This window comes from Nonomuraea sp. NPDC050540 (genome assembly GCF_044457485.1).
GTDB lineage: Bacteria > Actinomycetota > Actinomycetes > Streptosporangiales > Streptosporangiaceae > Nonomuraea.
In genome coordinates this window covers 111,898-135,377 of record NZ_JBITHA010000019.1, presented here as the reverse complement: position 1 = coordinate 135,377, position 23,480 = coordinate 111,898, and the positions used below count along the sequence as shown (strand labels likewise).

At 72.1% G+C, this 23,480-nt stretch carries 25 protein-coding genes; 3 read left to right on the top strand and 22 right to left on the bottom strand.

Features of this window, described 5'->3' with window-relative positions:
- Window positions 1-5 precede the first annotated feature (5 nt).
- Window positions 6-479, bottom strand: a complete 474-nt coding sequence (locus ACIBI5_RS44295) for an NUDIX hydrolase (protein WP_397256319.1) — start codon at window positions 477-479, stop codon at window positions 6-8.
- 24 nt (window positions 480-503) lie between these two features.
- Window positions 504-1,082: a TetR/AcrR family transcriptional regulator gene (locus ACIBI5_RS44290; RefSeq protein WP_397256318.1), complete on the bottom strand. Its 579-nt coding sequence runs from the start codon at window positions 1,080-1,082 to the stop codon at window positions 504-506.
- Between the two features lie 82 nt (window positions 1,083-1,164).
- On the opposite strand from ACIBI5_RS44290, the gene ACIBI5_RS44285 reads away from it, so the two are divergent.
- Window positions 1,165-2,190 carry an FAD-dependent oxidoreductase gene (locus tag ACIBI5_RS44285; protein ID WP_397256316.1) on the top strand — a complete coding sequence of 342 codons (1,026 nt, stop codon included), beginning with the start codon at window positions 1,165-1,167 and terminating at the stop codon, window positions 2,188-2,190.
- Between the two features lie 9 nt (window positions 2,191-2,199).
- On the opposite strand, the gene ACIBI5_RS44280 is transcribed toward ACIBI5_RS44285, so the two are convergent.
- From ACIBI5_RS44280 to ACIBI5_RS44225, 12 genes are all read right to left on the bottom strand, one after another.
- On the bottom strand, window positions 2,200-3,363 hold the full coding sequence (locus ACIBI5_RS44280) for an acyl-CoA dehydrogenase family protein (protein WP_397256314.1): 1,164 nt from the start codon (window positions 3,361-3,363) through the stop codon (window positions 2,200-2,202).
- A 6-nt stretch (window positions 3,364-3,369) separates the two neighbouring features.
- Window positions 3,370-3,684: a Zn-ribbon domain-containing OB-fold protein gene (locus ACIBI5_RS44275; RefSeq protein WP_397256312.1), complete on the bottom strand. Its 315-nt coding sequence runs from the start codon at window positions 3,682-3,684 to the stop codon at window positions 3,370-3,372.
- Window positions 3,677-4,819 (bottom strand): acetyl-CoA acetyltransferase, encoded by a 1,143-nt coding sequence (locus tag ACIBI5_RS44270; RefSeq protein WP_397256310.1) that lies wholly within the window; start codon window positions 4,817-4,819, stop codon window positions 3,677-3,679. Before ACIBI5_RS44270 ends, ACIBI5_RS44275 begins: the two co-directional genes overlap by 8 nt.
- Window positions 4,816-5,223, bottom strand: a complete 408-nt coding sequence (locus tag ACIBI5_RS44265; RefSeq protein ID WP_397256309.1) for a MaoC/PaaZ C-terminal domain-containing protein — start codon at window positions 5,221-5,223, stop codon at window positions 4,816-4,818. The genes ACIBI5_RS44270 and ACIBI5_RS44265 overlap by 4 nt, the downstream gene beginning before the upstream one ends.
- Window positions 5,220-5,666, bottom strand: coding sequence for a MaoC family dehydratase N-terminal domain-containing protein (locus ACIBI5_RS44260; RefSeq protein WP_397256307.1), 447 nt, complete (start codon window positions 5,664-5,666; stop codon window positions 5,220-5,222). The genes ACIBI5_RS44265 and ACIBI5_RS44260 overlap by 4 nt, the downstream gene beginning before the upstream one ends.
- Window positions 5,663-6,667, bottom strand: a complete 1,005-nt coding sequence (locus ACIBI5_RS44255; protein WP_397256305.1) for a RidA family protein — start codon at window positions 6,665-6,667, stop codon at window positions 5,663-5,665. The genes ACIBI5_RS44260 and ACIBI5_RS44255 overlap by 4 nt, the downstream gene beginning before the upstream one ends.
- Window positions 6,664-8,076, bottom strand: a complete 1,413-nt coding sequence (locus ACIBI5_RS44250; RefSeq protein WP_397256304.1) for an MmgE/PrpD family protein — start codon at window positions 8,074-8,076, stop codon at window positions 6,664-6,666. The genes ACIBI5_RS44255 and ACIBI5_RS44250 overlap by 4 nt, the downstream gene beginning before the upstream one ends.
- Window positions 8,073-9,272: a CaiB/BaiF CoA transferase family protein gene (locus tag ACIBI5_RS44245; protein WP_397256302.1), complete on the bottom strand. Its 1,200-nt coding sequence runs from the start codon at window positions 9,270-9,272 to the stop codon at window positions 8,073-8,075. The genes ACIBI5_RS44250 and ACIBI5_RS44245 overlap by 4 nt, the downstream gene beginning before the upstream one ends.
- A complete protein-coding gene (locus tag ACIBI5_RS44240; RefSeq protein WP_397256300.1) occupies window positions 9,269-10,483 on the bottom strand; it encodes an LLM class flavin-dependent oxidoreductase in 1,215 nt (404 codons plus the stop codon). Before ACIBI5_RS44240 ends, ACIBI5_RS44245 begins: the two co-directional genes overlap by 4 nt.
- Window positions 10,480-10,998: a MaoC family dehydratase gene (locus ACIBI5_RS44235; protein WP_397256298.1), complete on the bottom strand. Its 519-nt coding sequence runs from the start codon at window positions 10,996-10,998 to the stop codon at window positions 10,480-10,482. Before ACIBI5_RS44235 ends, ACIBI5_RS44240 begins: the two co-directional genes overlap by 4 nt.
- 672 nt (window positions 10,999-11,670) lie before the next feature.
- Window positions 11,671-12,282, bottom strand: coding sequence for an ACT domain-containing protein (locus ACIBI5_RS44230; RefSeq protein WP_397256296.1), 612 nt, complete (start codon window positions 12,280-12,282; stop codon window positions 11,671-11,673).
- A 91-nt stretch (window positions 12,283-12,373) separates the two neighbouring features.
- A complete protein-coding gene (locus ACIBI5_RS44225; protein WP_397256294.1) occupies window positions 12,374-13,933 on the bottom strand; it encodes an ROK family protein in 1,560 nt (519 codons plus the stop codon).
- A gap of 58 nt (window positions 13,934-13,991) precedes the next feature.
- On the opposite strand from ACIBI5_RS44225, the gene ACIBI5_RS44220 reads away from it, so the two are divergent.
- The gene (locus tag ACIBI5_RS44220; protein ID WP_397256292.1) at window positions 13,992-15,668 is read left to right on the top strand and encodes a beta-N-acetylhexosaminidase; all 1,677 of its coding nucleotides are present in this window, start codon (window positions 13,992-13,994) and stop codon (window positions 15,666-15,668) included.
- Window positions 15,669-16,095: 427 nt separating this feature from the next.
- Here ACIBI5_RS44220 and ACIBI5_RS44215 read toward each other — a convergent pair whose 3' ends face one another.
- From ACIBI5_RS44215 to ACIBI5_RS44190, 6 genes are read right to left on the bottom strand one after another with little or no spacing between them, the layout of a single operon-like run.
- Window positions 16,096-16,569: an SRPBCC domain-containing protein gene (locus ACIBI5_RS44215; RefSeq protein WP_397256290.1), complete on the bottom strand. Its 474-nt coding sequence runs from the start codon at window positions 16,567-16,569 to the stop codon at window positions 16,096-16,098.
- A complete protein-coding gene (locus ACIBI5_RS44210) occupies window positions 16,566-16,904 on the bottom strand; it encodes an ArsR/SmtB family transcription factor (protein WP_397256288.1) in 339 nt (112 codons plus the stop codon). The genes ACIBI5_RS44215 and ACIBI5_RS44210 overlap by 4 nt, the downstream gene beginning before the upstream one ends.
- A gap of 37 nt (window positions 16,905-16,941) precedes the next feature.
- Entirely contained in the window at window positions 16,942-17,940 is a 999-nt protein-coding gene (locus tag ACIBI5_RS44205; RefSeq protein ID WP_397256286.1) for a LacI family DNA-binding transcriptional regulator, read from the bottom strand.
- Window positions 17,937-18,785, bottom strand: coding sequence for a sugar ABC transporter permease (locus ACIBI5_RS44200; protein WP_397256284.1), 849 nt, complete (start codon window positions 18,783-18,785; stop codon window positions 17,937-17,939). The genes ACIBI5_RS44205 and ACIBI5_RS44200 overlap by 4 nt, the downstream gene beginning before the upstream one ends.
- The gene (locus ACIBI5_RS44195) at window positions 18,782-19,753 is read right to left on the bottom strand and encodes a carbohydrate ABC transporter permease (protein ID WP_397256282.1); all 972 of its coding nucleotides are present in this window, start codon (window positions 19,751-19,753) and stop codon (window positions 18,782-18,784) included. The genes ACIBI5_RS44200 and ACIBI5_RS44195 overlap by 4 nt, the downstream gene beginning before the upstream one ends.
- Before the next feature lie 3 nt (window positions 19,754-19,756).
- Complete coding sequence (locus tag ACIBI5_RS44190) at window positions 19,757-21,046, bottom strand: extracellular solute-binding protein (protein ID WP_397256280.1); 1,290 nt, start codon at window positions 21,044-21,046, stop codon at window positions 19,757-19,759.
- A 206-nt stretch (window positions 21,047-21,252) separates the two neighbouring features.
- On the opposite strand from ACIBI5_RS44190, the gene ACIBI5_RS44185 reads away from it, so the two are divergent.
- Window positions 21,253-22,590 carry an alpha-amylase family glycosyl hydrolase gene (locus ACIBI5_RS44185; protein ID WP_397256279.1) on the top strand — a complete coding sequence of 446 codons (1,338 nt, stop codon included), beginning with the start codon at window positions 21,253-21,255 and terminating at the stop codon, window positions 22,588-22,590.
- A gap of 20 nt (window positions 22,591-22,610) precedes the next feature.
- Here the strand turns inward: ACIBI5_RS44185 and ACIBI5_RS44180 are convergent, their stop codons facing one another.
- Both ACIBI5_RS44180 and ACIBI5_RS44175 read right to left on the bottom strand, forming a co-directional pair.
- Complete coding sequence (locus tag ACIBI5_RS44180) at window positions 22,611-22,949, bottom strand: hypothetical protein (RefSeq protein ID WP_397256277.1); 339 nt, start codon at window positions 22,947-22,949, stop codon at window positions 22,611-22,613.
- Complete coding sequence (locus ACIBI5_RS44175) at window positions 22,946-23,344, bottom strand: hypothetical protein (RefSeq protein WP_397256275.1); 399 nt, start codon at window positions 23,342-23,344, stop codon at window positions 22,946-22,948. Before ACIBI5_RS44175 ends, ACIBI5_RS44180 begins: the two co-directional genes overlap by 4 nt.
- Window positions 23,345-23,480: the final 136 nt, after the last annotated feature.

Sequence of the window (23,480 nt, the reverse complement as noted above, 5' to 3'; positions counted from 1 at the left end):
ACGGCCTAGATCACCACGGCGCGGCCGTCGGGCCCGTCCGGCCAGGTCCAGTAGCGGACCGGGCCGGCGGGCTCGCGCAGGCAGGCGGTCGCCGGCTCGCGCATCACGGCGAGCGGGAAGCCGGCCATCCGCGCCGGCGCCTGCCCGACCGGTACCCAGGCCGCCTCCAGCACGTCCCCGTCGGGGTCGGCGGGCGCGAGGTCCTGGCCGCGCGGCCGCTCGAAGGCGAAGTACAGGGCGGTCAGTGTCGCGGGAACCGGGAACTGCACGACCGCCAGCAGGCGCGTGGGCGGGCCCACCTTCAGCCCGGTCTCCTCCGCGACCTCGCGGGCCGCCGCCCGGTCCGACAGCTCGCCGTCCTCGGCCATGCCGCCCGGCAGGCCCCAGATCGGGTGCGGGTCACCGACGTTGCGCTGGTGGACCATGAGGACCTCGCCGTCCCCGAGCACGACCGCGCTCACGGCCAGAAGTGGTTTCACCCCCGCATTGTCCTTCCCGGAGTCCTAGAGTTCCGCGTCCGGATAGGCCGCCCTTAGCACGCCGCGGACGAAGGCGGCCGGGTCGTCCAGCCCCGCCGCCGCCAGGGTGTCCGCGCCGCCCGACAGCAGGTGCGGCAGCGCCCCGTGCAGGGTCAGCGTGACCAGCGCGGCGCTCTCGCGGGTGACGGGCAGCCCGGCCGCCCGCTGGGCCCGCTCGAACCGGGCGAAGTCCCCGGCCGCGATCGGGTCGAGGATCTCCGCCAGCCACGGCCGGCGCGCCGACTCGGCCTGCAGCTCCAGGTAGGCGAGCAGGCGGGCGCGGCCGGGCCCCGCCGCGTCGCGCAGCAGCGCCTCGAACAGGGCCGCCAGCCCGGCCGCGTCGCCGGGCGGCGCGGGCGGGACGGCGCCCTGGTAGAGCTCCAGGCAGCGCTCGGCGACCGCGCGCAGCAGGGCCTCGCGGGCCGGGAAGTAGTTCTTCGCCGTGCCGCCGGGCACGCCCGCCTCGGCGTCGACCGCGCGGTGCGTCAGGCCGCGCCCGCCCTCGCGCGCCAGCACGTGGATGGCCGCGTCGCGCAGAAGGTCGCGCCGGTCCTGGTTCGCCATGCTCCGCCTCTCGCTCGCGTTTTGCCGATACTACCCCAAACGTGGTACCACAGATGTGGTAGTCGATTCGTGGAGGTGTGACATGGCCGGAAAGGCCGTGGTGGTCGGGGCGGGCGTGGGCGGGCTGGCCACCGCGATCGGGTTGCGGCGCGCGGGCTGGTCGGTGCGGGTGCTGGAGCGGCGGGCCGGGATCGAGAGGTACGGCACCGCCTTCGGCATCCACCCGACCGCCCAGGGCGCGCTGGAGCGGCTGGGCGTCGGGCAGGGGTTCCGGGAGCGGGCGGTGCCGTACCGCGACGGGCGGGTCCGGACCCCGGACGGCACGGTGATCGCGAACCTGCCGCTGGAGCGCATCGAGCGCAGGGCCGGGCGGCCGGAGCTGCTGATCGCGCGGCCGTACCTGCTGGATGTGCTGACCGGGGCGCTGGACGTGCCGATCGAGTTCGGCGCCGCGGTGCGCGACGTGGAGGAGCTCGCGGCCGGTCACCACCTGGTGGTCGGCGCCGACGGCATCCGCAGCGCGGTGCGGGAGGGGCGCTTCGGCGGGCGCAGCGGCCCGCGCCACGTGGGGACGGTGGCGTGGATCGGCATCGCCGGATTCGACAGCGGCGTCCATGGCGAGACGTGGGGCGCGGGGCGGTTCTTCGGGATGACACCGGTCGAGCGGGGCAGGACCAACTGGTACGCGACGGTGCCGGAGGCCACCACCGCCGGGGAACTGCGTGAGCTGTTCCGCGGCTGGCACGACCCGATCCCCCGCATCCTGCACGAGACGGATCCCGCGGAGTGGATCCGCTACGAGATGCGCCACCTGCACCCCGCCCTGCCCTCCTTCACCAGCGGCGCGAACGTGGCGCTCGTCGGTGACGCGGCGCACGCGATGACGCCCAACCTGGGGCAGGGGGCGTGCACGGCGATCCTCGACGCCGAGGCGCTGACCAGGGCGATCGCCACGCACACCACGCTGCCGGAGGCGCTGCGGGCCTACGACGCCGAGCGGCGGCGCAGCGCGCAGCGGGTGGCGTTCGGCTCGCGCAGCCTGCACCGGTTCATGACGGTACGGCGCACGGGGCTGCGCGACTCGCTCCTGCGCCTGCTGCCGGCCTGAGGCGGGCGCTCACCAGCCGACCTTGCCCTTGCCGCTGATCAGGGCCTTGGCGATCACCAGGCGCTGCACGTCGTTGGTGCCCTCGCCGATGGCCATCAGCGGGGCGTCGCGGTAGAGGCGCTCCACGACGTACTCCTGGCTGTAGCCGTAGCCGCCGTGGATGCGCATCGACTCCAGCGACGCCTTCAGCGCCACCTCGGAGGCGAAGTACTTGGCCATCCCGGCCTCCATGTCCACCCGCTTGCCGCCGTCGGCCCGCGAGGCGGCCCAGTAGGTCAGCAGCCGCGCGGCCTGGATCTCCGTGGCCAGGTCGGCGAGCTTCAGCTGGACCGCCTGGAACTCGGCGATCGGCTGCCCGAACGCCTCGCGCCCGCGGGAGTAGGAAAGGGCGGCGTCGTAGGCGGCCTGGGCCACCCCGACGGCCCTGGCGGCGATGTTGACCCGGCCGATCTCCAGGCCGGACAGCACCTGCTGCATGCCCCGGCCCTCCTCTCCGCCGAGCAGGGCCGAGACGGGGACCCGGACGTCCTGCAGCGCGACCTCGCAGGTCTCCGTGCCCTTGTAGCCGAGCTTGGGCAGGTCGCGGCTGACCGTGAAGCCGGGCGTTCCCGCGTCGACGAGCAGCACCGACATGCCCTTGTGCGCGGGCTCGGTGATCGCGGTCTTCACCAGCACGGGAAGCGGGTCGGCGTGGCGGGCGTTGGTGATCCACGTCTTGACGCCGTTGACGACGTAGTGCTCGCCGTCGCGCACCGCGCGCGTCTGGATGCCCTGCAGGTCCGTGCCCGCTCCCGGCTCGGTCAGCGCCAGTCCGGTACGGCGGGCGCCGCTCGCCAGATCCGGCAGGTAGTGGCGTCTCTGCTCCTCGGTGCCGTGGCGGGCGATCATCCAGGCCGACAGCGAGTGGGAGCCGACGGTCCCCGCCACGCCCATCCAGCCTCTGGCGATCTCCTCGAAGACCAGGGCGAAGGTCACCATGTCGGCGTCGAGCCCGCCGTACTCCTCGGGGACGGTCAGCCCGAACAGGCCCATCTCCTTCATCTTCGCCACGATCTCGGTGGGATACCTTCCGGAGTGCTCCCACTCGGTGGCCACGGGGACGATCTCCTTCTCGACGAAGGCGCGCAACGTCTCCCTGAAGGCCCTCTGGTCGTCGGTCAGCTCGAAGTCCATGGCGCGTTACTCCTTCTCGAAGACGGGCAGCCCTTGCCACCAGGTGAGCCGTACCCGCTCGTCGCAGGCCCACGGGCCGGGGCCGACCAGGCGGGTGAGCAGGACGGGGCCCTCGTCCAGGCGGACTCGGGCGATCACGTACGGGGACCGGAAATCCTCTGACGGGGCCCGGCGGACCTCGGTGAAGGTGTCCACCGAGCCGCCTCCCTCCGCCTCGCGCGAGCCCAGGTCGGCCGAGCCGCAGCCGAGGCACAGCGGCCTCGGGTAGTGCTGGCGGCGGCCGCAGGCCCGGCACTCCTGCAGTTCCAGGCGTTCAGCCACGGTCGGCTCCCAGCAGCACGGTCGCGTGGGTGGACAGGATGCCGCCGGTGCCGTGGGCCAGCGCCACCTCGGCGCCCGGCGCCTGGCGCGGACCGCACTCGCCGCGCAGCTGGCGGACCGCCTCGACCAGCAGGAACAGGCCGAACATGCCCGGATGGCAGTGGGACAGGCCGCCGCCGGTGGTGTTGAGCGGGAACGCGCCGCCCGGTCCCGCCTCCTTCACGAGGTCACCGGCGCGGCCCGGCTCGCAGAAGCCCAGGGCCTCCAGGGTGAGCAGGACCGTGATCGTGAACGAGTCGTACACCTGGGCAACGTCCACGTCGCCCGGCGAGAGCCCGGCCGTGGCGAAGGCTCTCCGGCCCGCTTCGGCGGCGCCGGTGTCCAGGATGTCGGGGGCCTGGGACATGCTCGCCGTCGTGGTGGCCTCGCCGTACCCGAGAACCGTGACGGGGAGCTTCGGCAGGTGGCGGGCGCGGTCGAGGGCGGTGAGCACGATCGCGGCACCGCCGTCGGTGACCAGGCAGCAGTCCGCGGCGGTGAGCGGCGTGGAGATCATGGGCGTGGCCAGGACCTGCTCGACCGTCAGCGGACCGGCGGCGTGGCGGTACGCGCGCGGGTTCAGCAGTGCCCACTCGCGGGCGGCCACGGCGACCTGGGCCAGGTCGGCCCGGCTTCTGCCGTACTGGTGGAGGTAGCGCTGGGCGGCCATCGCGTAGTACGAGATCGGGTAGAGCGGGCCGTACGGGGCCTCGTGCGTGGTCTGGGGGACGTCGCCCTCGTGGACGCCGGACAGGGAGCGGGCGCGGGCACTGCGCTGGTTCGAGCCGTAGGAGATCAGCACCGTGGTGCACTGCCCGGCCCCGATCGCCTGTACGGCCCGCGCCACGTACATCTCGAAGGCGGACCCGCCGGCGAACGTGGAGTCGCTCCAGGCCGGGCGCAGGCCCAGGTACTCGGCGACCTGGGTGGCGGCGAACCTGCCCACGCCCGCGGTGGCCAGGCCGTCGACGTCGCGCAGGGTGAGACCGGCGTCGGCCAGGGCGCGGCCGGCCGCCTGGGCCTGGAGTTCGAGTGCGCTCCTGCCGGTGACCCCGAGATCGGACTCGGCGGCGCCTGCGATGGCCACGCCGCTCATGTCCGCCGCCGGCCGCCACCGGTCGCCGCCGTCGCCCTCACCACGGACGTCGCGGGGGCCACGGCGACTCTGGGGTCGTCGCCGACGACCTCGACCTGCTGTTCCACCGTGAGCAGCCCGTCCTGCTCGGCCACCACCCGCCCGGTGCAGCGCACGGTCTCGCCCGCGAACACCGTCGAGCGCAACCGGAAGCTCATGCGGGTGATCCGCGCGCTCGGGCCGAGCCAGTCCTGTAGCTGCTCGGCCAGGAGCGCGCCGAAGAGCTGGCCGTCCACGACCGGCGCGGGCAGGCCCCTGTCCGCCGCGTAGGCGGAGTCGTGGTGGAGGCGGTGCCAGTCCCAGGTGGCCCCGGCGTACGCGATCATTGCGGCCCGGTCGATCCGGCGCTCCAGAGGGGGGATCACGGGTCCTCCAGCGGTACGTAGATCAGCGTCTCCTCGTTGACGGCCAGCAGGTCGGCGTGCTGGTTGGTGTAGGTGGCCGTGGACGTCACGAAGATCTTGCCCGCTTTGCGGACGACGTCGCCCAGGCGCCAGGTGACGGTGATGACGTCGGCGGGCCGTACCGGCTGGTGGAGCTCGTAGGTGTTGCCGCCGCGCACGAGGCGGGTGCCGGGGAAGCCGAGGTCCCAGGTGTGGCCGCAGTAGCCGTCGGCGTCGCGGGGCAGGCCGGTGAACTGGTTCGTCTCGAAGATCAGGGTGGGCGGGGCGATGACGCCGTCGTAGCCGTGTTCGCGGGCGTAGGCGTCGTCGGTGTAGAGCGGGTTGGCGTCGCCCACGGCCTGGGCGAAGTAGCGGATCGCGGCGCGGCCGAGCTCTTCGGGAGCGGTGTAGGTGACCTCGTTCACCGGAGTACCGCCGTGGGGACGACCTCGATGAGGAACTCGGGGCGTAGCAGGGCCGTGCAGACGACCGAGGTGAGGGCGGGGCGGCCGGGGAAGTGGCGCTCCCTGACCGCCACCAGTTCCGGATACTTCGTGATGGCGGGTGGAGTGATGTACTCGACCAGTCTGACCACGTCCGAGCCTGTCAGGTTCTCCTCACGCAGCACGGCGGCGATCGCCGTGTAGGTGTACTCGGCCTGCGCCACCAGGTCCCCCTCGAACAGCGACCGCTGGGTCGCCGGCTCCAGCGCGCCGAAGCCCGACATGAACAGCGTGCCGCCCGCCGCCACCCCCGGCTTGTACGTGAGCGTGTCGTAGCGCGTCCAGCCGGGGTTGACGGCGCGCAGCGGCAGCCGCGAGCCCACCGCGTCCAGCGTGACCATCGCGCCCTTCACGGCGGCGCGGTCCACCAGAATCCCGGCCGCGCCCGGATGCACGGGCCGCCCGTCGCTGCCCTCGCCGCCCAGCAGTTCCTTGCGGGGACGGCCGCAGCGCGGGTAGTCGGCCCGCGTGGCGGTCGCGGTGTAGTCGGTGGTCTGCACGAGCCGCTCCGGCCCGATCCCGGCCACCTTGAGCAGTTCCGCCGCCACCTCCAGGCAGGAGCGGTACTGCTCGCCGAACCCCGCCGTCAGGTCCGCCGGGACGACGGCGGGCAGATACACGATCTCCCCCGCCACGGTCACCACGCCGCGGCCGGTGGCGAACCGTTCGCCGCCGCCCCGGCAGGCCGTCACCTCGACGGCCACCTCGTGCCCGTCCTCCAGCACGCCCTCGACCGCGATCGCCGACAGCGTGACCCCTTCCGGCCTGGCCGCCGGATCCGGCCGGGCGCTCGCGTACTCCCGCACATGCACCGCGTCCGCCCACGTCAGCCCGAGCGCGCCCAGCGCGACGCGGGCCCGTTCGTAGGCGTCGCGGGCGTCGGTGCCGGTCAGCGCGGGCAGCCGCACGGTCCTGTCCCTCACATCGGCCCCTCCATCACGCTCAGCTCCTTCAGCAGGTCGTCAAGGGCGGGCAGTTCGTGCAGGCGCAGCGCGAGATCCACGGCGCGCTCGCTCAGCCCGTTTCCCCGAGCCTTGTCCGTGACCAGGCGGTCGATGCGGGGATCGCCCGGACCGCCCGAACTGCGCGCCACCTCCGCGACCACCCTGCGTCCGTCGGTCAGCAGCGCCCGCAGCCGCCCGTGCTGGTCGGCCGCGGGGCCCCGGTGCCCGGATGGCACGTGCCGTACCCTCGCGGCGAGATCACACACGTCGGCGCGCCCGGGCCGGGCGAACGTGCGCGCGGTCAGCTCGCCGTCGGCCAGCATCGCCGCCACGCACCAGGCCAGGCTGAACTTCGCCGCGTACGGCGTGCGCGGCCGCTCCTTCCCCGCTCCGCACACCAGCGCCGCGGCGTCGTCGTGGACCTCCGCCTCGATCTCGGCCACCTCCTCCGCGGCGGCCAGCCCCCGCAGGACCTTCGCGGCATCGACGGCGGCGTGCAGCAGCTGGCAGGCGGGATACGGCTTGATCGTGATCCGGCCGACCTCCCAGCCGCGCCCCAGGTCGCCGAACGGGTCGACACCCGGGCGGCCGAGCAGCGCGCCGTACAGGCCGTGCTCGCCCTCCACCACCGTCGCCGGCCCGCTCGCCCCCGCCCGCGCCAGCCGCGCGGCCAGCACCCCCGCCTGGGCGGCGAAGCCCGGGTGGAGCTGCTTGGTGGAGGCCCCGGTGTTCAGGAACTCCAGCAGGCCACCGGACATGCTGCCCGCGATGCCCAGCGCGGCGACCGCCTCGCGATGCGCGAGCCCGTACAGCCGGGAGGCGACGAGCGCGGCGGCCAGAGGGCCGCAGGCCGACGTGGCGTGCAGGCCACGAGCATGAAATCCATGCGGTACGGCGCCGCCGAGCCGGCAGATCGCCTCGTACCCGGCGAGCGCGGCGGTGAGCACCTCGGCCCCGCTCGCCCCGGTCTCCTCCCCCACCGCGAACGCCACCGGCAGCACCGGGGCCGTGGCATGAACCAGCCCCCGGGCGTGGGTGTCGTCGAAGTCGAGTGCGTGCACCAGCGCCCCGTTGGCCAGCGCCGCCGCCACCGCCCCGACCCGGCGCCCGGTCCCGAACACCGTCGCCTCCGGCGGCCCGCCCATCTCCCCCGCGACCAGAACGGCGGCCCACGCGCCCTCCTCCGGCCGTACCCCCTGCCCTGAGGCCGCGGCGCCCTTTCGTGAGGCCGCGGCGCCTTTTCCTGAGGCCGCGCCGGCGCCGTTTCCGGCGGCGGCGCAGCCGAGGCCGTCGAGCAGGTGACGCAGGGCGGCGGCGCGCGCCTCGTCGGGGACGTCGTCCAGCCGGAGCCCCAGGCCCCACTCGACCAGCGTCTCGGCGGCTGTCATCCCGGCTCCCCGAAGGCGCCCGCCCCGGCCAGGGCTTTGACGCGCGCCTCCGTGTATCCGAGCAGGCCCCGGAGCACCTCCTCCGCGTGTTCGCCCAGCCGGGGCGCCCGGCGATGCCCGACCGGCTCCCCGCCCACCCGCACCGGCGACCGGAGCTGCCGCACCCGTCCGTAGCGGGGGTGGGAGGTCTCCACCACCAGCCCGCGGGCCGTGGTGTGCTCCTCGGCCAGCGCCTCGTGCACGGAGTTGACCGGCCCGCACGGAATCCCGGCCGGCCGCAGCACCGCCAGCCACTCGTCCACGGTCCTGGTCAGGAAGACGTCGGCGAGGGCGGGCAGCAGCCGGTCGGCGTTGCGCCGCCGGCCGGCGAAGTCGGCGTACCCGGGATCGGTGTCGAACGGCGCACCGAGGATCGCGGCCAGCCGCCGCCAGAACTTCTCCTTGGCGCATCCCACGACCAGCCACCCGTCGGCGGCCGCGAAGTTCTGGAACGGCACCAGCGACGGATGCGCCGACCGCGCCGTCCGGGCGGGCTCGAAGTCCGTGGTCAACGCCCAGGTCCCGACATAGGTGAGCATGGTGATTGCCGTGTCGTACAGGGACAGGTCGCAGTCCAGGCCCACCCCGTCCCGGCGTGCCGCGTGCACCCCGGCCACCAGCGCGAGCGCCGCCACCAGCCCGCCGGAGTAGTCCACCAGCGAGAGCCCGGACTTGGCCGGCGGACCGCCGGGTTCGCCGGTCAGCGTCATCCACCCGGCCAGGCCCTGGAGGATGTAGTCGTAGCCGGGCTCGGCCGCGCGCGGCCCGGTCATCCCGAACCCGGTCAGCGAACAGCAGACCACGCGAGGGTTGAGATGCCGGAGATCGGCGTAGGTGAGCCGCATCTTGGCCGGGACGTCGCCGCGCAGGTTGGAGTAGACGGCGTCGCCGTGCCGTACCAGATCCTCGAGAACCTCCCGCCCCGCCGCGCACCCCAGATCCAGCGCGATCGACTTCTTGTTGCGGTTGAACGTCTCGAAGAACAGCGAGTCCCCGCCCTCCGCGTAGGGCGGAACATACCGCCCCACATCGCCTCCGGCCCGGGGGTCCTCGACCTTGATGATCTCCGCGCCGAGATCGGCGAGGTGCACGCTCCCGAACGGCCCGGCGCCGTACTGCTCCAGGCTGATGACCCTGACGTCCTCCAGCGGCCTCATGTCAGCTCCTTGATGAGCGCGATGATGCGGGCCTGCGACTCGCGCACGGCCTCGGGCGGCCGGCCGTACACGGGCGGGGTGAGCTTGATCGTGGTGGCGAGCCCGCGGTAGGCGTCGATCCCCGCGGCGACCTGCGCGGGCGTACCGGCCAGAGCCAGCCGCTCCACCATCCGATCCGGTACGGCTGCCGCCAGCCCGTCGGCCGGCGTCCCCGAGCGAAAGGCCTCGATGACCGCTTCCTGCTCTTCGGCCAGACCGTGGAAGGCGAAGAAGTCACGGTAGGTGGCGACGCTGGCGTAGAAGCCGAGGACGCCCTTGGCCTGCCGGCGCGCCTCGGCCGGATCGGCATCGATGGCACAACACCCCGAAACCACCACATCCACCCCCGGTTCGGTGTGGAAGCCCACTCCCGGATCCGCCCGCACATCGGGCGACACCCCCGCCCCCACCCGCACATCGGGCGGCCCCGTGTGGAAACCCACTCCCGGGTCCGCCCGCACATCGGGCGACACCCCCGTCCCCGCCCGCACATCGGGCGGCACGTCCGCCCCCGCCCCCGCCCGTGCCCGCACGCCTGGCTCCTCGCCCGAGTCTGGGCTTTCGCCGTGGTCCGGGGCCTTCGCCTGGCGCAGGTTGGGCAGAACGCGCTCGCGGACGTAGGCGGGCGAGCACAGCTCGTGCGAGATCCACCCGTCGGCGATCCGGCCGGCCAGGCGGGTGAGCTGGGGCCCCACGGCGGCGAGGTAGATGGGGATGGCGGCACGGACCTGCCGGTGCGGCCGCCGGAACCCGCGCAGGTCGGCGCGCCGCGTCTCACCCTCGACGACCGGCGGCGTACCCGCGACCACGGCCCTGATGATCTCGACGGTCTCGCGTAATCGGGTGACGGGGCGGTCGGCGGTGACCTGGTGCCAGCGCTCGTTCAGGCGGCGTGCCCCCACGCCGAGGCCGAGCACGAACCGCCCGCCGGTCAGCTCGTCCAGGTCGAGCGCCTCCAGAGCCAGGGTCAGCGGGCTGCGGGTGAAGGCCAGCGCGACCGCGGTGCCGACGCCCGCCCGGCCCAGCACCGGCGCGACGGCGGCCGCGGCCACGGTGGCGCTGCGGTGCAGCTCGGGCAGCCACACCACCTCGGCCCCGGCCTCCTCGGCGGCCCGCGCCGCCCCGGTCAGTTCGGCGAGGGTCTCGCCCCACGGGCCGTAGGTGATCCTCATGTGGTCATGGGACCGTTCTTGGCCTGGGGGAAATAGTCCTTGTCATGCGGGGCGTCGCGCTTGTACACCATGACCGTCCTGGTCCAGGACATGATCTCGTCGCCGTCCTGGTTGAGTCCGCGCGTCCGTGCCGTGACGATCCCCGCGTACGGCCGCGACCGCGACTCCCGCTTCGCGGTGACCAGCGATTCCGCGTAGACGGTGTCGCCGAGGAAAACGGGGTGGGTGAGCTTGATGTCCTCCCAGCCCAGGTTCATGATCGCCGTCTGGCTGACGTCCATCACGGACAGCCCCAGCACGATCGCCACCGTCAGGCCCGAGTTCACGATGACCTTCCCGACCGGGGCTTTGGCGGCGAAGTGGGCGTTGAAGTGGTTCTGGTTCGTGTTCATCGTGAGCAGCGTGAACCACGTGTTGTCGGCCTCGCTGATCGTGCGCCCCAACGGGTGCTGGTAGACGTCGCCGACCACGAAGTCCTCGTAGTAGCGGCCGATGGCCGCCTCATGCACGGTCACCTTCGCCACGTTAATCGTCAGACGTTTTCCCGGTCAACGCCCCACACCCACCCCCTCCCCACCTCCCGAACCCACCACCTCCCGAACCCACCACCTCCCGAACCCACCACCCCCCGAACCCACCACCCCCGCACCCACCACCCCCGCACCCAACCCCAGCCGCACCCGCACGGGCACGGGCACGGGCACGGGCACGGGCACGGGCACGGGCACGGGCACCACGGGACACTGGGCACGGAGCACCACGGGACACTGGGCATACACCCACAGCCGACCACGGCTCACCCACCCACACCCCCACGCGGACCACGGTCCGCACGGGCACCCACCTCACGCAGGATCCGCCCCGCATAGGAGCCCCTTCGCGCGGCTCGGCCTCGGTGGGTCGGCGCTCATGCCACCCCGGCTCCGCGAACCCCATGCCCGCACGGACACTCCCCCGCGTGGACACACCACACGCGGAGACTCCCTCGCCTGGAAGCACCCCGCGTTGGCACCGGCCCGTGGGGTGTCTCCGCGCGGGGACACCTCCGTGACCACCGGCGTGCGAGCCCCGGCCGGTGCGGACGCCAGCCGGGCGTGGGCCTGCGCGCGTCCCGTGTCCGCCCCCGCCGGGCCCCGTCCTTCTTGGGCCGCCCCGGGGCCGTCTCGTGAGTGCGGGCCGGCGGCAACCTAGGGCTGGTGGGTGGTTTCTGGGGTGCGGCCTGACAGCTTGGCCACTACGTCGGCGATGCGGATGGCGCGGTGGAGTTCGGCTCTGTGGAAGGCGGGGCCCACGGAGCGGGCCACCACGATGTGGAGTTCGGCGACGGGTAGAACCATGAGGCGCAGGTCGGCGCCGGCTCGGGCGGCGGGGCGCAGGGGCGGGTCGGGCAGGTCGAAGGCGGAGGGGGCGGCCAGGCTGGCATGCCGTACCACCCCGTCGGCCAGCGCGAGCGCCCAGTCGGCCCCGCACAGGCCGGGCAGGGCGTCCACCAGCGTCGCGAGCCCGCGCGCTGGGTCGGCGGCCACCTGCGTGAGGACGTCGTAGTCGGGCGCGGAACCCGGGACCTCCTTGGTCGGCCAGCAGCCCTCCACGCGCACGCCGGGCGCGCCGGACAGGCGGTCGCTCACCTCGCCCGCGACGGCCGGCCAGTTGACGGTGAACTCGTCCAAGGCCCGGCCGGCCTCGCGTTCGAGGACGGTCACCTGAAGGATGTCGGCGCCGAGCGCGCCCAGTGCCCTGGCTACCTGGCCCAGTCCGCCGGGCCGGTCCGGCAGGGACACTCTGATCCGAAGCAGCATCGTCCGCCCCCTTTCGTGAGGGTCCACGGTGCCGTGTCGAGGTTTCCACCACGTTCCACGGAGATGTCACGCATGATGCGGCTATCTCGCATTATTGCTGGTCGAACATCTGGGTGTAGAGCCTTTCCAGGGCGACCACCACCGCGCCGCGCAGTACCGGATCGCCCTCGACGGTTCCGGGCACCACCCGCGTGGGCAGCGGAATCAGCGCCGCCAGCCGCTCCTCCACCCTGGCCGCCAGATCTTCTCCCCCTGCCCGGCCGATGGTCCCCGCGAGGATCAGGACACCGGGGTCGAGCACCGCGCAGACGGCCCGCGCCCCGAACACGATCCGATCGGCCAGCTCGTCCAGAAACGCGGGTGGCGCCTGCCTGACAACCTCACCAAGCTCCTCCGCCCCCAGCCGCCCCCCGGCCAGACCACGTGCCTGTGGGGCGTCGGGTGAAGGGGTGCGGGGATTGCGGTCAAAAGCGCCGGGGACAGCGGCCGAGACGCCGGATGTGTGGTCAGACGCTCCGAGCGGGGCGGCCGCGCCGCCGGGAGTGTGGGGTGCGGAGGAGCGTTCCGGCGAGACGGGCGTGGCCCCGGACGGCGTGGGAGTGCCGCCCGGGACCTCGGGCGACCTGGGCGCGCCGCCGGGCTGAGCGGCCGTTGCCCCGGCACCGCCGGGCTGAGCGGCCGTTGCCCCGGCACCGCCGGGCTGAGCGGGCGTTGGGCCGGTGCCGCCAGGCGGATTGGGCGTGGCTTCGTGTGGGGTGGGAGGGACCTCGGCCGGGGTGGGGGTACCGGTCGCCGGGGTGGGGGTACTGGTGGGTGGGGTGGAGGTACCCGTGGGTGGGGTGAGGCCGTGGGAATGGGCCAGGGCCAGGAGGGCGGGGCCGGCTATCAGGTCGGGGAAGGTGGAGCCGGTCAGGCCCAGGGGGAGGTAGGAGATTTCGCCGGCGCCACCCGATCGGCCCCGGTGCAGGCGGCCGTTCAGGATGACGGCCATGCCGACGCCGGTGCCCAGCGACAGCAGCGCGAAGGTGGTTTCGCCTTGGGCGGCGCCCAGCCGGTGTTCGGCCAGGCCCACCAGGTTGACCTCGTTCTCGACCAGGACGGGCAGGCCGCCCAGGCGGGCGCGCAGGCCGGGCAGGAGGTTGTCGTGCCAGGTGGGCAGCGCGCCGACGTAGGAGACGTCGCCGGTCTCGGGGTCGATGAGGCCGGGGGTGCCGACCACGACGCCGTCCAGGCGGCCGGGCTCCAGCTGGGCGTCCAGGAGGGCGTCGGTGATGGTGTCGAAGACGAGCTGGTCGGGTTCGGCGGCCGGGTCGAGGGGGCGGCGGGCGGAACCTACCTGGTTGCCTGTCAGGTCATTGACCGAGGCCAGTACTTCGCCTGCCCGCACCTCCACGCCCGCCACGTGCGCCCGGTCGGCGACCACGCCGTACAGGACGGCGTTCGGGCCGCGGCGCCGGGCCGGGGACTCGCCGACCGGGGTGATGAGGTTGCCGGCCTCCAGGCGGTCCACCAGATCGCCGATGGTGGCCCGGGAGAGCCCGGTGCGCTGCTGCAGCTCCGCTCTGGACAGGCTGCCGTGCTCCAGCAGCAGGTCGAAGGCCGCCCGGTCGTTGATGAGGCGGGCGGTGTGGGGCGAGGCGGTGCGCGGCATGGGCCAAGATGTACCACATAGCCTTTCTTTCTGGATACCATCCTGTTAATTTGCTGGCATGAGCGATCGATACGCACTCCTCGTCCCTGCTCCCCGGCACGCCGCGGCCCGGCCCGGCTCGTTCACGCTCGACGCGGGCACGCTTCTGCACGCGGAACCCGAGGTCGCCCACCTGGTACGGCGCCTCCTGCACCCCCTGAACCTGCCCCTCGCGCCGGGCTCCGCACCCGAGGGCGTGCTCTCGGTCCGGGTCGAGGACGGCGGGCAGGCAGGAGACGGCGGGCAGGCCGAGGGCTACCGGCTGCGCGTCTCCGGCGACGGCATCGCGATCACGGCGACGGACCTGGCCGGGGTACGGCATGCCGTACAGGCGCTGAAGCAGCTGCTCACGGCGGACGCGTGGCGGGCGGCGGCGCTGCCCGGACGGTGGGAGGCGCCGTGCGGCGAGATCGAGGACGCGCCCGCGGTCGGCTGGCGCGGCGGCATGCTCGACGTGTCACGACATTTCATGACCAAGGGGGCGGTGCTCAAGTACGTCGACCTCCTCGCCATGCACCGCATGAACCGCCTCCACCTCCACCTCACCGACGACCAGGGCTGGCGGGTCGAGAGCCGCCGGCACCCGGCGATCAACCGCAGGTCCACGCACCGGCCCGACACGCTCATCGGCCACCGGCGCCACTCCAACGACTACGACGGCACCCCGCACGGCGGCTACTACACCCTCGACGACCTCGCCGAGATCTCCGCGTACGCGGCGGAACGCGGGATCACCGTCGTGCCGGAACTGGACCTGCCAGGCCACGCGTCCGCTCTGCTGGCCGCCTTCCCCGAACTCGGCACCGGCAGCCGCGAGGTGCTCGGCGGCTGGGGCATCTCGGCCGGGGTGCTCAAGCCGATCCCCGCCGCCGTCACGCTGGTGTGCGAACTGCTGGACGAGGTGCTGGAGGCCGTCGACACCCCGTACGTGCACCTCGGCGGCGACGAGTGCCCGACCGAGGACTGGCCGCTCGACCCCGAGGTGTCCGCGCACATGGCCGCGCTCGGCATCACGCGGGCGCGCGAGATGCACGGCTGGTTCCTGCGCGAGATCGGCGAGCACCTGGCCACGCGGGGCAAGCGCATGATCGTCTGGGACGAGGGCTTCCAGAGCGGCGGCGTGCGCGCGGACTCGATCGTCATGTGCTGGCGCGGCGACGCGATCGCCCGCCAGGCCGCCGCGGCCGGGTACGACGTGGTCCGCGCCCCCACCTACCCCACCTACTTCGACTACGACCAGTCCACGCTGCCCACGGAGCCGCTGTCCATCGGCGGCCCGATCACGCTGGAGGACGCGGCGACGTTCGAGGTCCTGCCCGGCACCTGGTCGGAGGAGGAGCGCGGGCGCGTGCTGGGCGGGCAGTTCCAGGTGTGGCGCGAATACATCCCGGACGACCGCCACCTCGACTACATGACCTTCCCGAGGGCGTGCGCGATCGCGGAGGCCGTGTGGTCCGGCCGCCCCGCCGACTTCGCCGACCTGACGCGCCGCCTGAGCGAGGCGCACCTGGCCCGGCTGGAGGCCGCGGGCTGCGAGTACCGCCCGCTCGACGGCCCGCACCCGTGGCAGACCGGCGGCACCGGCCGCCGCACCCGCGAGACCAACGACCCGCACCGCACCCGCCAGAACTGGCTCGCCTGGCGCGCCCAGCTTCCCCCCACCGACGTGCACGTCTCCGCCGTCGACCGCATCTGAACCTTCTCCATACGTTACGGCCCAGCCACCCCGCCCCCACCCCCGCACGGGGCTGGGGGCACTCCAGGAAAACGGCAGGCAGGCCGCGCGGGGCGGGCCGCCGTTACGCCCGCCCCGTGGGCCGGCCAAGTGGCCAAGCAACCACACGCGGCCACAGGCACACGCAAAAGGCGGAACCAGCGGGCCGGGGCGGATGGGCCAAGCCCATGGGGTGGAACCGGTGGCAGGGCGGATGGGCGGAACCAGCGGGGCAGCGCCGATGCGCGGACCCAGTGGGCAGGACCGGCGGGCAGGGCTGGCGAGCGGGGCCAATGGGCAGAGCCGAGTGGGCAGAGCCGGGTGCGCAGAGCCGGGTGCGCAGAGCCGGGTGCGCAGAGCCGGGTGCGCAGAGCCGGGCGGGCAAGAGCCGGGCGGGCAGGGCTGTGGGTCAGGGCTTCAGGTTGGTCAGGACCGTGTCCAGGCGGCGGTAGCCCTCGCCCACCCCACGCTCCATGGGCGACCGGAGCGCGACATCCCGGACCTCCCGCGACGAGTAAGTGATCGTCGTGGTCAACGTGGTCCGCCCAGCGTGCTCGTCCAGGATCTGTGTGGTCAGCGACTCCCCCGCCACCCACTGGTCGTCGTACGACTCGGTGAACACCAGCCGCGACTCAGCCACGATCTCCCGATAAATCCCGCCATGCGCCATCTCCGCCCCACCGGGCCCGGCCGACACGTACCGCCACGCGCCGCCCACCCGCAGGTCGATCTCGCACCGCACGATCTGCCACCCCTGCGCCCCCAGCCACCGCGGCACCAGTCCGGGATCGGTCAGCGCCGCCCACAGCAGGCTCCGCGGCGCGTCGAACGGCCGGATCATGATGATCTCGGTCTCGCCGAGCGCCTCGACGGTGAGCGTCACGGCCGCTCCTTCAGCTCGTCCAGCAACGCGTCCAGCCGCTCGTAGCTCTCCTGCCAGAAGTCCCGGTAGTTCGCCAGCCAGTCGGTGGCCTCCTTGAGCGGGCGGGCCTCCAACCGGCAGGGACGGCGCTGGGCGTCGCGCCCGCGCGAGATGAGCCCGGCCCGCTCCAGCACCTTCAGATGCTTGGAGATCGCGGGCTGGCTCATCGCGAACGGCTCCGCCAGCTCGCCGACGGTCGCCTCCCCCGCGCGCAACCTGGCCAGGATGGCCCGGCGGGTCGGATCGGCCAGCGCGGCGAACGTGGCGTCCAGATGTTCATAACTGTCCAGTTCCATAACTAGACGGTTTTATACGACGCACCCATGCCGGATGTCAAGAGGACCTGGCCACCTGCGGACCCGAGCCGGTCGAGCCGCGCACGATCAGCTCCGGCTGGAAGACCAGCTCGGAGTGCCGCGGCGGCGCGCCGCCGAACGCCTCCATCAACGTCTGCACCGCCGCCGCCACCATCGCCCTGATCGGCTGCCGGACCGTCGTGAGCGGCGGATCGGTGAACGCGATCAGCGGCGAGTCGTCGTAGCCGACCACCGAGACGTCGCCCGGCACCGAAAGGCCGCGCTCGCGGCAGGCGCGGATCGCGCCGAGCGCCATGAGGTCGCTGGCGCACACGATGCCCGTGCAGCCCTGGTCGAGGAGCTGGGCGGCGGCGGCCTGCCCGCCCTCCACCGAGAACAGCGAATGGGCCACCAGGCCGGGACCGCCCACGGCCTCCCGGTAACCCTCCATCTTCCTGATCACCGGGACGAACCGGGCCGGCCCGGCCGCCAGGCCGATGCGCGCGTGCCCGAGGTCCACGAGATGCTGGACGGCCAGCTTCGCCGCCAGCCGGTCATCGGGGGAGATGAAGGGCGCCGGCACGTCGGCCGCGAAGCCGTTCAGCAGCACGATCGGCACGCCCTGGCCGATCAGCTGCACGTAGCGGTCGGAGCGCGCGGCGGTGTCGGCGTGCAGGCCGGACAGGAAGACGATCCCGCTCACCCCGCGCTCGACCAGCAGTTCGGTGAACTCGTCCTCGGCCGCGCCACCGGGCGTCTGGGTGCACAGCAGCGGCGTGTAGCCGTGCTGAACCAGCGCGCGCTCGAAGGCCTGGGCGAACGCCGGGAAGATCGGGTTCTCCAGTTCTGGCGTCACCAGCCCGACCAGTCCGGCGCTGCTCCGGCGCAGGCGGGGCGAACGCTCGTACCCCAGCACGTCGAGCGCGGCGAGGACGGCCTGCCGGGTCGCGGGCGAGACGCCCGGCCGGCCGTTGAGCACCCTGCTCACCGTGGCCTCGCTCACCTCGGCCTGGGCGGCGATGTCGGCGAGCCTCACAGCTTCGTGGCGCCCGCGGTCAGCCCCGTCACCAGGTGGCGCTGGACCAGCAGGAAGACCGCCGCGGCCGGGATCGCGATGAGCGCGGCGGCCGCGGTCAGCAGCCCCCAGTCCGACCAGTGCTGCCCGACGAACTGCTGGAGGCCGACGCCGAGCGTGCGCTTCTCCTCCTGCGACATGAACACGGTCGCGTAGGCGACCTCGCCCCAGGCGGTCATGAAGCAGTAGAAAGCGGTGACGGCCAGGCCGGGGCGGGCCAAAGGCAGCACCACCCGCCAGAACGCGCCGAACGGGCTGAGCCCGTCGACCATCCCGGCCTGGTCGATCTCCTGCGGGATGGTGTCGAAGTAGCTCTTCATCATCCAGGCGCAGAACGGCACCGCCACCGTCATGTACGCGATGACCAGCCCGGGAAGCTGGTTGAGCAGCTTGAGCGAGGCCATCAGGTTGTACAGGGGCACGATGAGGATCGCCACCGGGAACATCTGGGTGATCAGCAGCAGCCACATGACGCCCCGGTAGCCGGGGAAGCGGAAGCGGCTGATCGCGTACCCGGTGGTCGCGGCCAGGAACACGCCGAGCAGCATGGTCAGCCCGGCGACGAGCACCGAGTTGAGCAGCCACGTCGGGAACGCGGTCTCCGACAGCACCCGGCCGTAGTTGCCGAGCGAGGGGCTGTTGAACAGCTCCAGCTCGGTCGAGAGCCAGCCGTCGCGCGGCTTGAGCGAGGTCAGGATCAGCCACACGACCGGGAAGATCGAGATCAGCGAGGCGACGATCAGCGTCGCGTGCAAGGCGATCGACGCCAGCGGGCTTCTCTCGCCCCTCTTATGCTGCTTTTTCACCACACCTCCCCGGTCTTGCGCAGGGCCCGCCGGTAGCCGAAGGCCATGAGCACGAGCAGCAGCAGGATGATGACGCCCCAGGTGGCGGAGCCGGAGTAGTTCCTGACGCCGGTGAAGGCCTCGCGGAAGGCATAGGTCACCAGGATCTCCGTCTCGCTGCCCGGTCCGCCGCCGGTCACGAGGAAGATGACGGGGAACATGTTGAACGTCCAGATCGTGCCGAGCAGGATCACCGTGCTGGAGACGGCCCGCAGCGACGGCAGCGTGATGTTGGTGAACCGCTGCCACGGCGAGGCGCCGTCCACCTCGGCCGCCTCGTAGAGCTCCTTGGGGATCGACTGCAGCCCGCCGAGCATGGCGACCATCATGAACGGCACGCCGAGCCACACGTTGACCGCGATCACCGCGATCCTGGCGGTGAACGGGTCGTTCAGCCAGCCCACCGCGCCGAGCCCGGCCGCCTCCAGCATCGCGTTGATGACGCCGTAGTCGCTGTTGTAGAGGTAACGCCAGATGAACGCGGCCACGAACGCGGGGATCGCCCACGGCAGGATCAGCAGCACCCGGTAGACCGAGCGGAAACGCAGCTTGCGGTGCAGGAGTACGGCCAGCCCGAGCCCCAGCCCGTAGTGCAGGGCCACGCAGGCCACGGTCCAGGTGACCGTCCAGCCGAGCTTGGCCCAGAACAGCCCGCTGCCGAGGATGTCCAGGTAGTTGTCCAGCCCCACGAACTCGTAGCGGGACGGGATGACGTTGACCCCGATCGTCCGGCCGACGTTGGCCTCGGTGGCGTCGGTGAGCGACAGGTAGACGCCGCGGGCCAGCGGCCAGCCGATCAGCACCGCCATGACGATGAGCACGGGGGCCACCATCGCCCAGGCGTACCAGTGGCGCAGCCAGGCCCGGCGCGGGCCGCGGGCACGCCCCGCCGCCCGCCGCCCCCGCTCAGATGCGCGCGAGTCCGGCACGCGTCAGCTCCAGTCCTTGAAGATGCCGCGGTACTTCTCGTCGACCGTCTTCACCATCTGCTCGGGCGTCTCCTTGCCGCCGACCAGCGCCTGGTAGCCCTCGAGCAGCGGCTGGAACAGCTGGCCGCCCTCGGGGATCCACGGCCGCGGCAGGGCCGAGTCGAGCACCGGCTTGAACACGGTGACGTCCTTGTTCGCGGTGACCGCCGGGTCGGTGAAGGCCGAGGTACGCGGCGGCAGCAGGCCGAGCTTGCCGGACATCTTGGCCAGGCTCTCCTTGGAGGTCATGAACCTGACGAACTCATAGCTGGCCGGGATGTTCTTGGAACCGGCGTAGATCGCCAGGTTGTGGCCACCGGTCGGGGCACCGGCCTTGACGCTGCCCGCGGGGACCGGCGCGATGCCCAGGTTCGCCTTGTCCTTGAACTCCGCGCCCTGGTAGATCTCCGACAGCGCCCAAGGGCCGTTGTAGATCATCGCGGCCTTGCCGTCCTTGAAGGCGGTCATCGCGTTGACGTAGCTGTCCTGTACGGCGGGCTTCGCGGCGGCCCCCGAGGTCACGAGGTCGGAGATGGTCCGCATGGCCTTCACGTTGGCCGGGGAGTTGACCACGATCTTCTTGGCGGCCACGTCGAGGGTGTCGCCGCCTTCGCCGTACATGAAGGGGAGCAGGAAGTAGGCGTCGACGTTGAGCGCCAGGCCGGTGACGCCGGCCTTGGACTTGACGTCGAGGGCGAACTGCTTGAGCTCGGTGACGTTCTTGGGCGGCTCGGTGTGGCCGGCCTTCTCCAGGAGCTTCTTGTTGTAGAGCAGGGCGAGGGTGTCGGTGACCTGGGGCACCGCATACGTCTTGTCCTGATATTTCGTGCTACTGAGGGGTCCGGGGAGGAAGTCCGCCTCGTTGTCGATCGCCCGGGATCCGTCGAGCGGCTGCAGGTAGCCCAGCGAGGCGAACTGCGACGTCCAGGCCACCTCGGCGCGGATCACGTCGGGCGCCCCGGTGCCCGCCTGGGCCGCGGTCTGGAACTGGTTCTGCGCCTGGTCGAAGGGCACGTTGACGTACTTGACCTTGATGGCCGGGTACTTGCCCTCGAACTCCTTGATCAGCTCCTGGAAGACCGGCCCCTCACTGTCGGGCCTGGTGGTGTCCCACCAGATGATCTCACCGCTGATCTTCGACGGGTCGGCGGCCGACTGCGCCGGGGCAGGAGCCGCGCTCTCACCACCGCCACAGGCGGAAACCGCCAGCGCAAGGGCCGCCACGACCGCCGCAGCAGGGAAGGCTCGCCGCATGGTCCATCTCCTCGAGTACTCGAAACCGGGGTCAAGCAACCGGGACGTTACGCTCGCATGACCAATTTCGGAAGAACTTTCTGCAAGGTCTGCAAACTTGTTACATCTGAAGCCCTGATCTTCAGCATTTTTGCTGCAATCCCCTGCAAGGCTCTCCGCAAACGCGTACGTTCCGGGCAACGTCCTCCATTTCTCCTGGAGTGCCCGTGAGCTCCCGCCCCGCCTTACGCACGCTCACCGCCCTCGCCCTGGCCGCCGCGCTGGTCGCCGTACCGGCGGGCAGAGGTATCGCGGGCAGAGGCACGGCGGCGCCGGGCGGCGGACCCGTGACGACGCCGCCGAGCGACCGGGCGCAACCGGGGGACGAGTCGCTGGCCAGGGACGCCGCGCGCAACGAGTTGTCACGCGAGCGCTTCTACTTCGCCATGACCGACCGTTTCGCCAACGGCGACCCGGCCAACGACCGCGGCGGCCTCCGGGGGGACCGGCAGAGCACCGGGTTCGACCCGGCCGACAAGGGCTACTACCAGGGCGGCGACCTCAAGGGCCTGATCGCCGGGCTCGACTACATCCAGGGACTCGGGACAACCGCCCTCTGGATCACCCCCGCCTTCCAGAACCGCCCCGTCCAGCAGGACTCGGCCGGATATCACGGCTACTGGATCACCGACTTCACCCGCATCGACCCCCACCTGGGCACGAACGCGGAGATGAAACAGCTGGTCAAGCTGGCACACCGGCGCGGCATGAAGGTGTTCTTCGACATCATCACCAACCACACCGCCGACGTCATCGACTACGCCGAGGGCTCGCGGGCCTACCGCTCGAAGGGTGCCTACCCCTACGTCGACACCGAGGGCAGGCCTTTCGACGACCGCGACCACGCGGGCCGCGAGACCTTCCCCGAGGTCGGCGCCGGGTCGTTCCCGTACACGCCCGTCGGCTCGCGCACCGCCAAGACGCCGCGCTGGCTCAACGACCCGGCGATGTACCACAACCGCGGCGACTCCACCTTCACCGGCGAAAGCTCCGAGTACGGCGACTTCTCCGGCCTCGACGACCTGTGGACCGAGCGCCCCGAGGTCGTCCAGGGCATGATCGACATCTACCGCACGTGGGTGAAGGAGACCGGCGTCGACGGCTTCCGCATCGACACCGCCAAGCACGTGAACATGGAATTCTGGGAGCGCTTCTCCCCCGCGGTCAACCGGGGCCGGTTCTTCGTGTTCGGCGAGGTGTTCAGCTCCGACCCCGCCTTCACCAGCCGCTACTCCACCCGCGGCGGCATGGACGCCACCCTCGACTTCCCCTTCCAGGACGCCGCCCGCTCCTACGCGGGCGGCAAGGGCGGCGCCGCCAAGCTCTCCGCCCTGTACGCGGCCGACGACCACCACCTCGACGCCGACTCCAACGCCGCCTCCCTGCCGACCTTCCTCGGCAACCACGACATGGGCCGCATCGGGCACTTCCTGGCCGTCTCCCGCGAGTTCGCGATTACTGAAGCGGCTGTCCGGTCGAACTCGCGGCTGCAGGGTAGCTCGTGATGGGGTTCGAGTGCTTCGGTTCACGAACTGGGAGCAGAGGCGGCCGCATCGTCCGGCCCGGTGAGGCTCTGCCGGGCCTTGGCCCACGCGTCGTCGAACTCGATGAGCGTTAGCGGCTGAGGGTCGTGGCCTTCCCACTCGTGGACAGGCAGTTCCGCGGTTCGGCCGTAGGTGGCTTCATATCGGGTGATGTCGCCGGTCTCGAAGGCGGCCTGCCACTCGGTCAGGGAGGCGGCGGCGAGGGGACGCTGGTCAAGACCTTGGAACTCGATTTGGCGGGTGACCCAGCCGTCGTCTGCGGTCTCGATGTAGAACCAGATGTCTTCCTCGTCCCAGTAGGCGCGAAACCAGCTCTTCATGGCGACTCTTCAGCCGGCAGTGTCGAACGCAATCGCCTTATCGTCCTCAAGATCTCGGCACGGTTCTTGGCTGTCTTGAGCCAGGTAGGGAGGCGCTCTACCAGGCTCGACGGAGCCCAAGCCACCAGATCTCCGCGTTCGCGCAGCTTCGCGGCCACATAGGCCTCCAGGAGATCGAGATGGTGGACGTTGTAAGCCCAGAGGACGTGTCCGCAGCAGCTTGCCTGCAACCACACTGGCCGTTGGAAGAAAGGGTCAACAGGACCGCCGACGATGGCGGAGCTGACTGTCTCGTCCTTGAAGAAGCCGCACTTCTTGCAGTGCAAGCGCCGGCGGAGGCTCATAAACCCGGCGGAAGCTCCCTCGCCATCCTCGGGCGCCGCAAGGTGCGGCATGACGACAGCGCACCCTTCGCATCGAGGGCAGCGCACCAGCACCTTGTCGATGAAGTCGTACCCGTACTTGCGTTCGCGCCGATCCCGAAACCGACTATCAGGACCCGATGCACTCCCAGTCACGCGATCAGCCTCG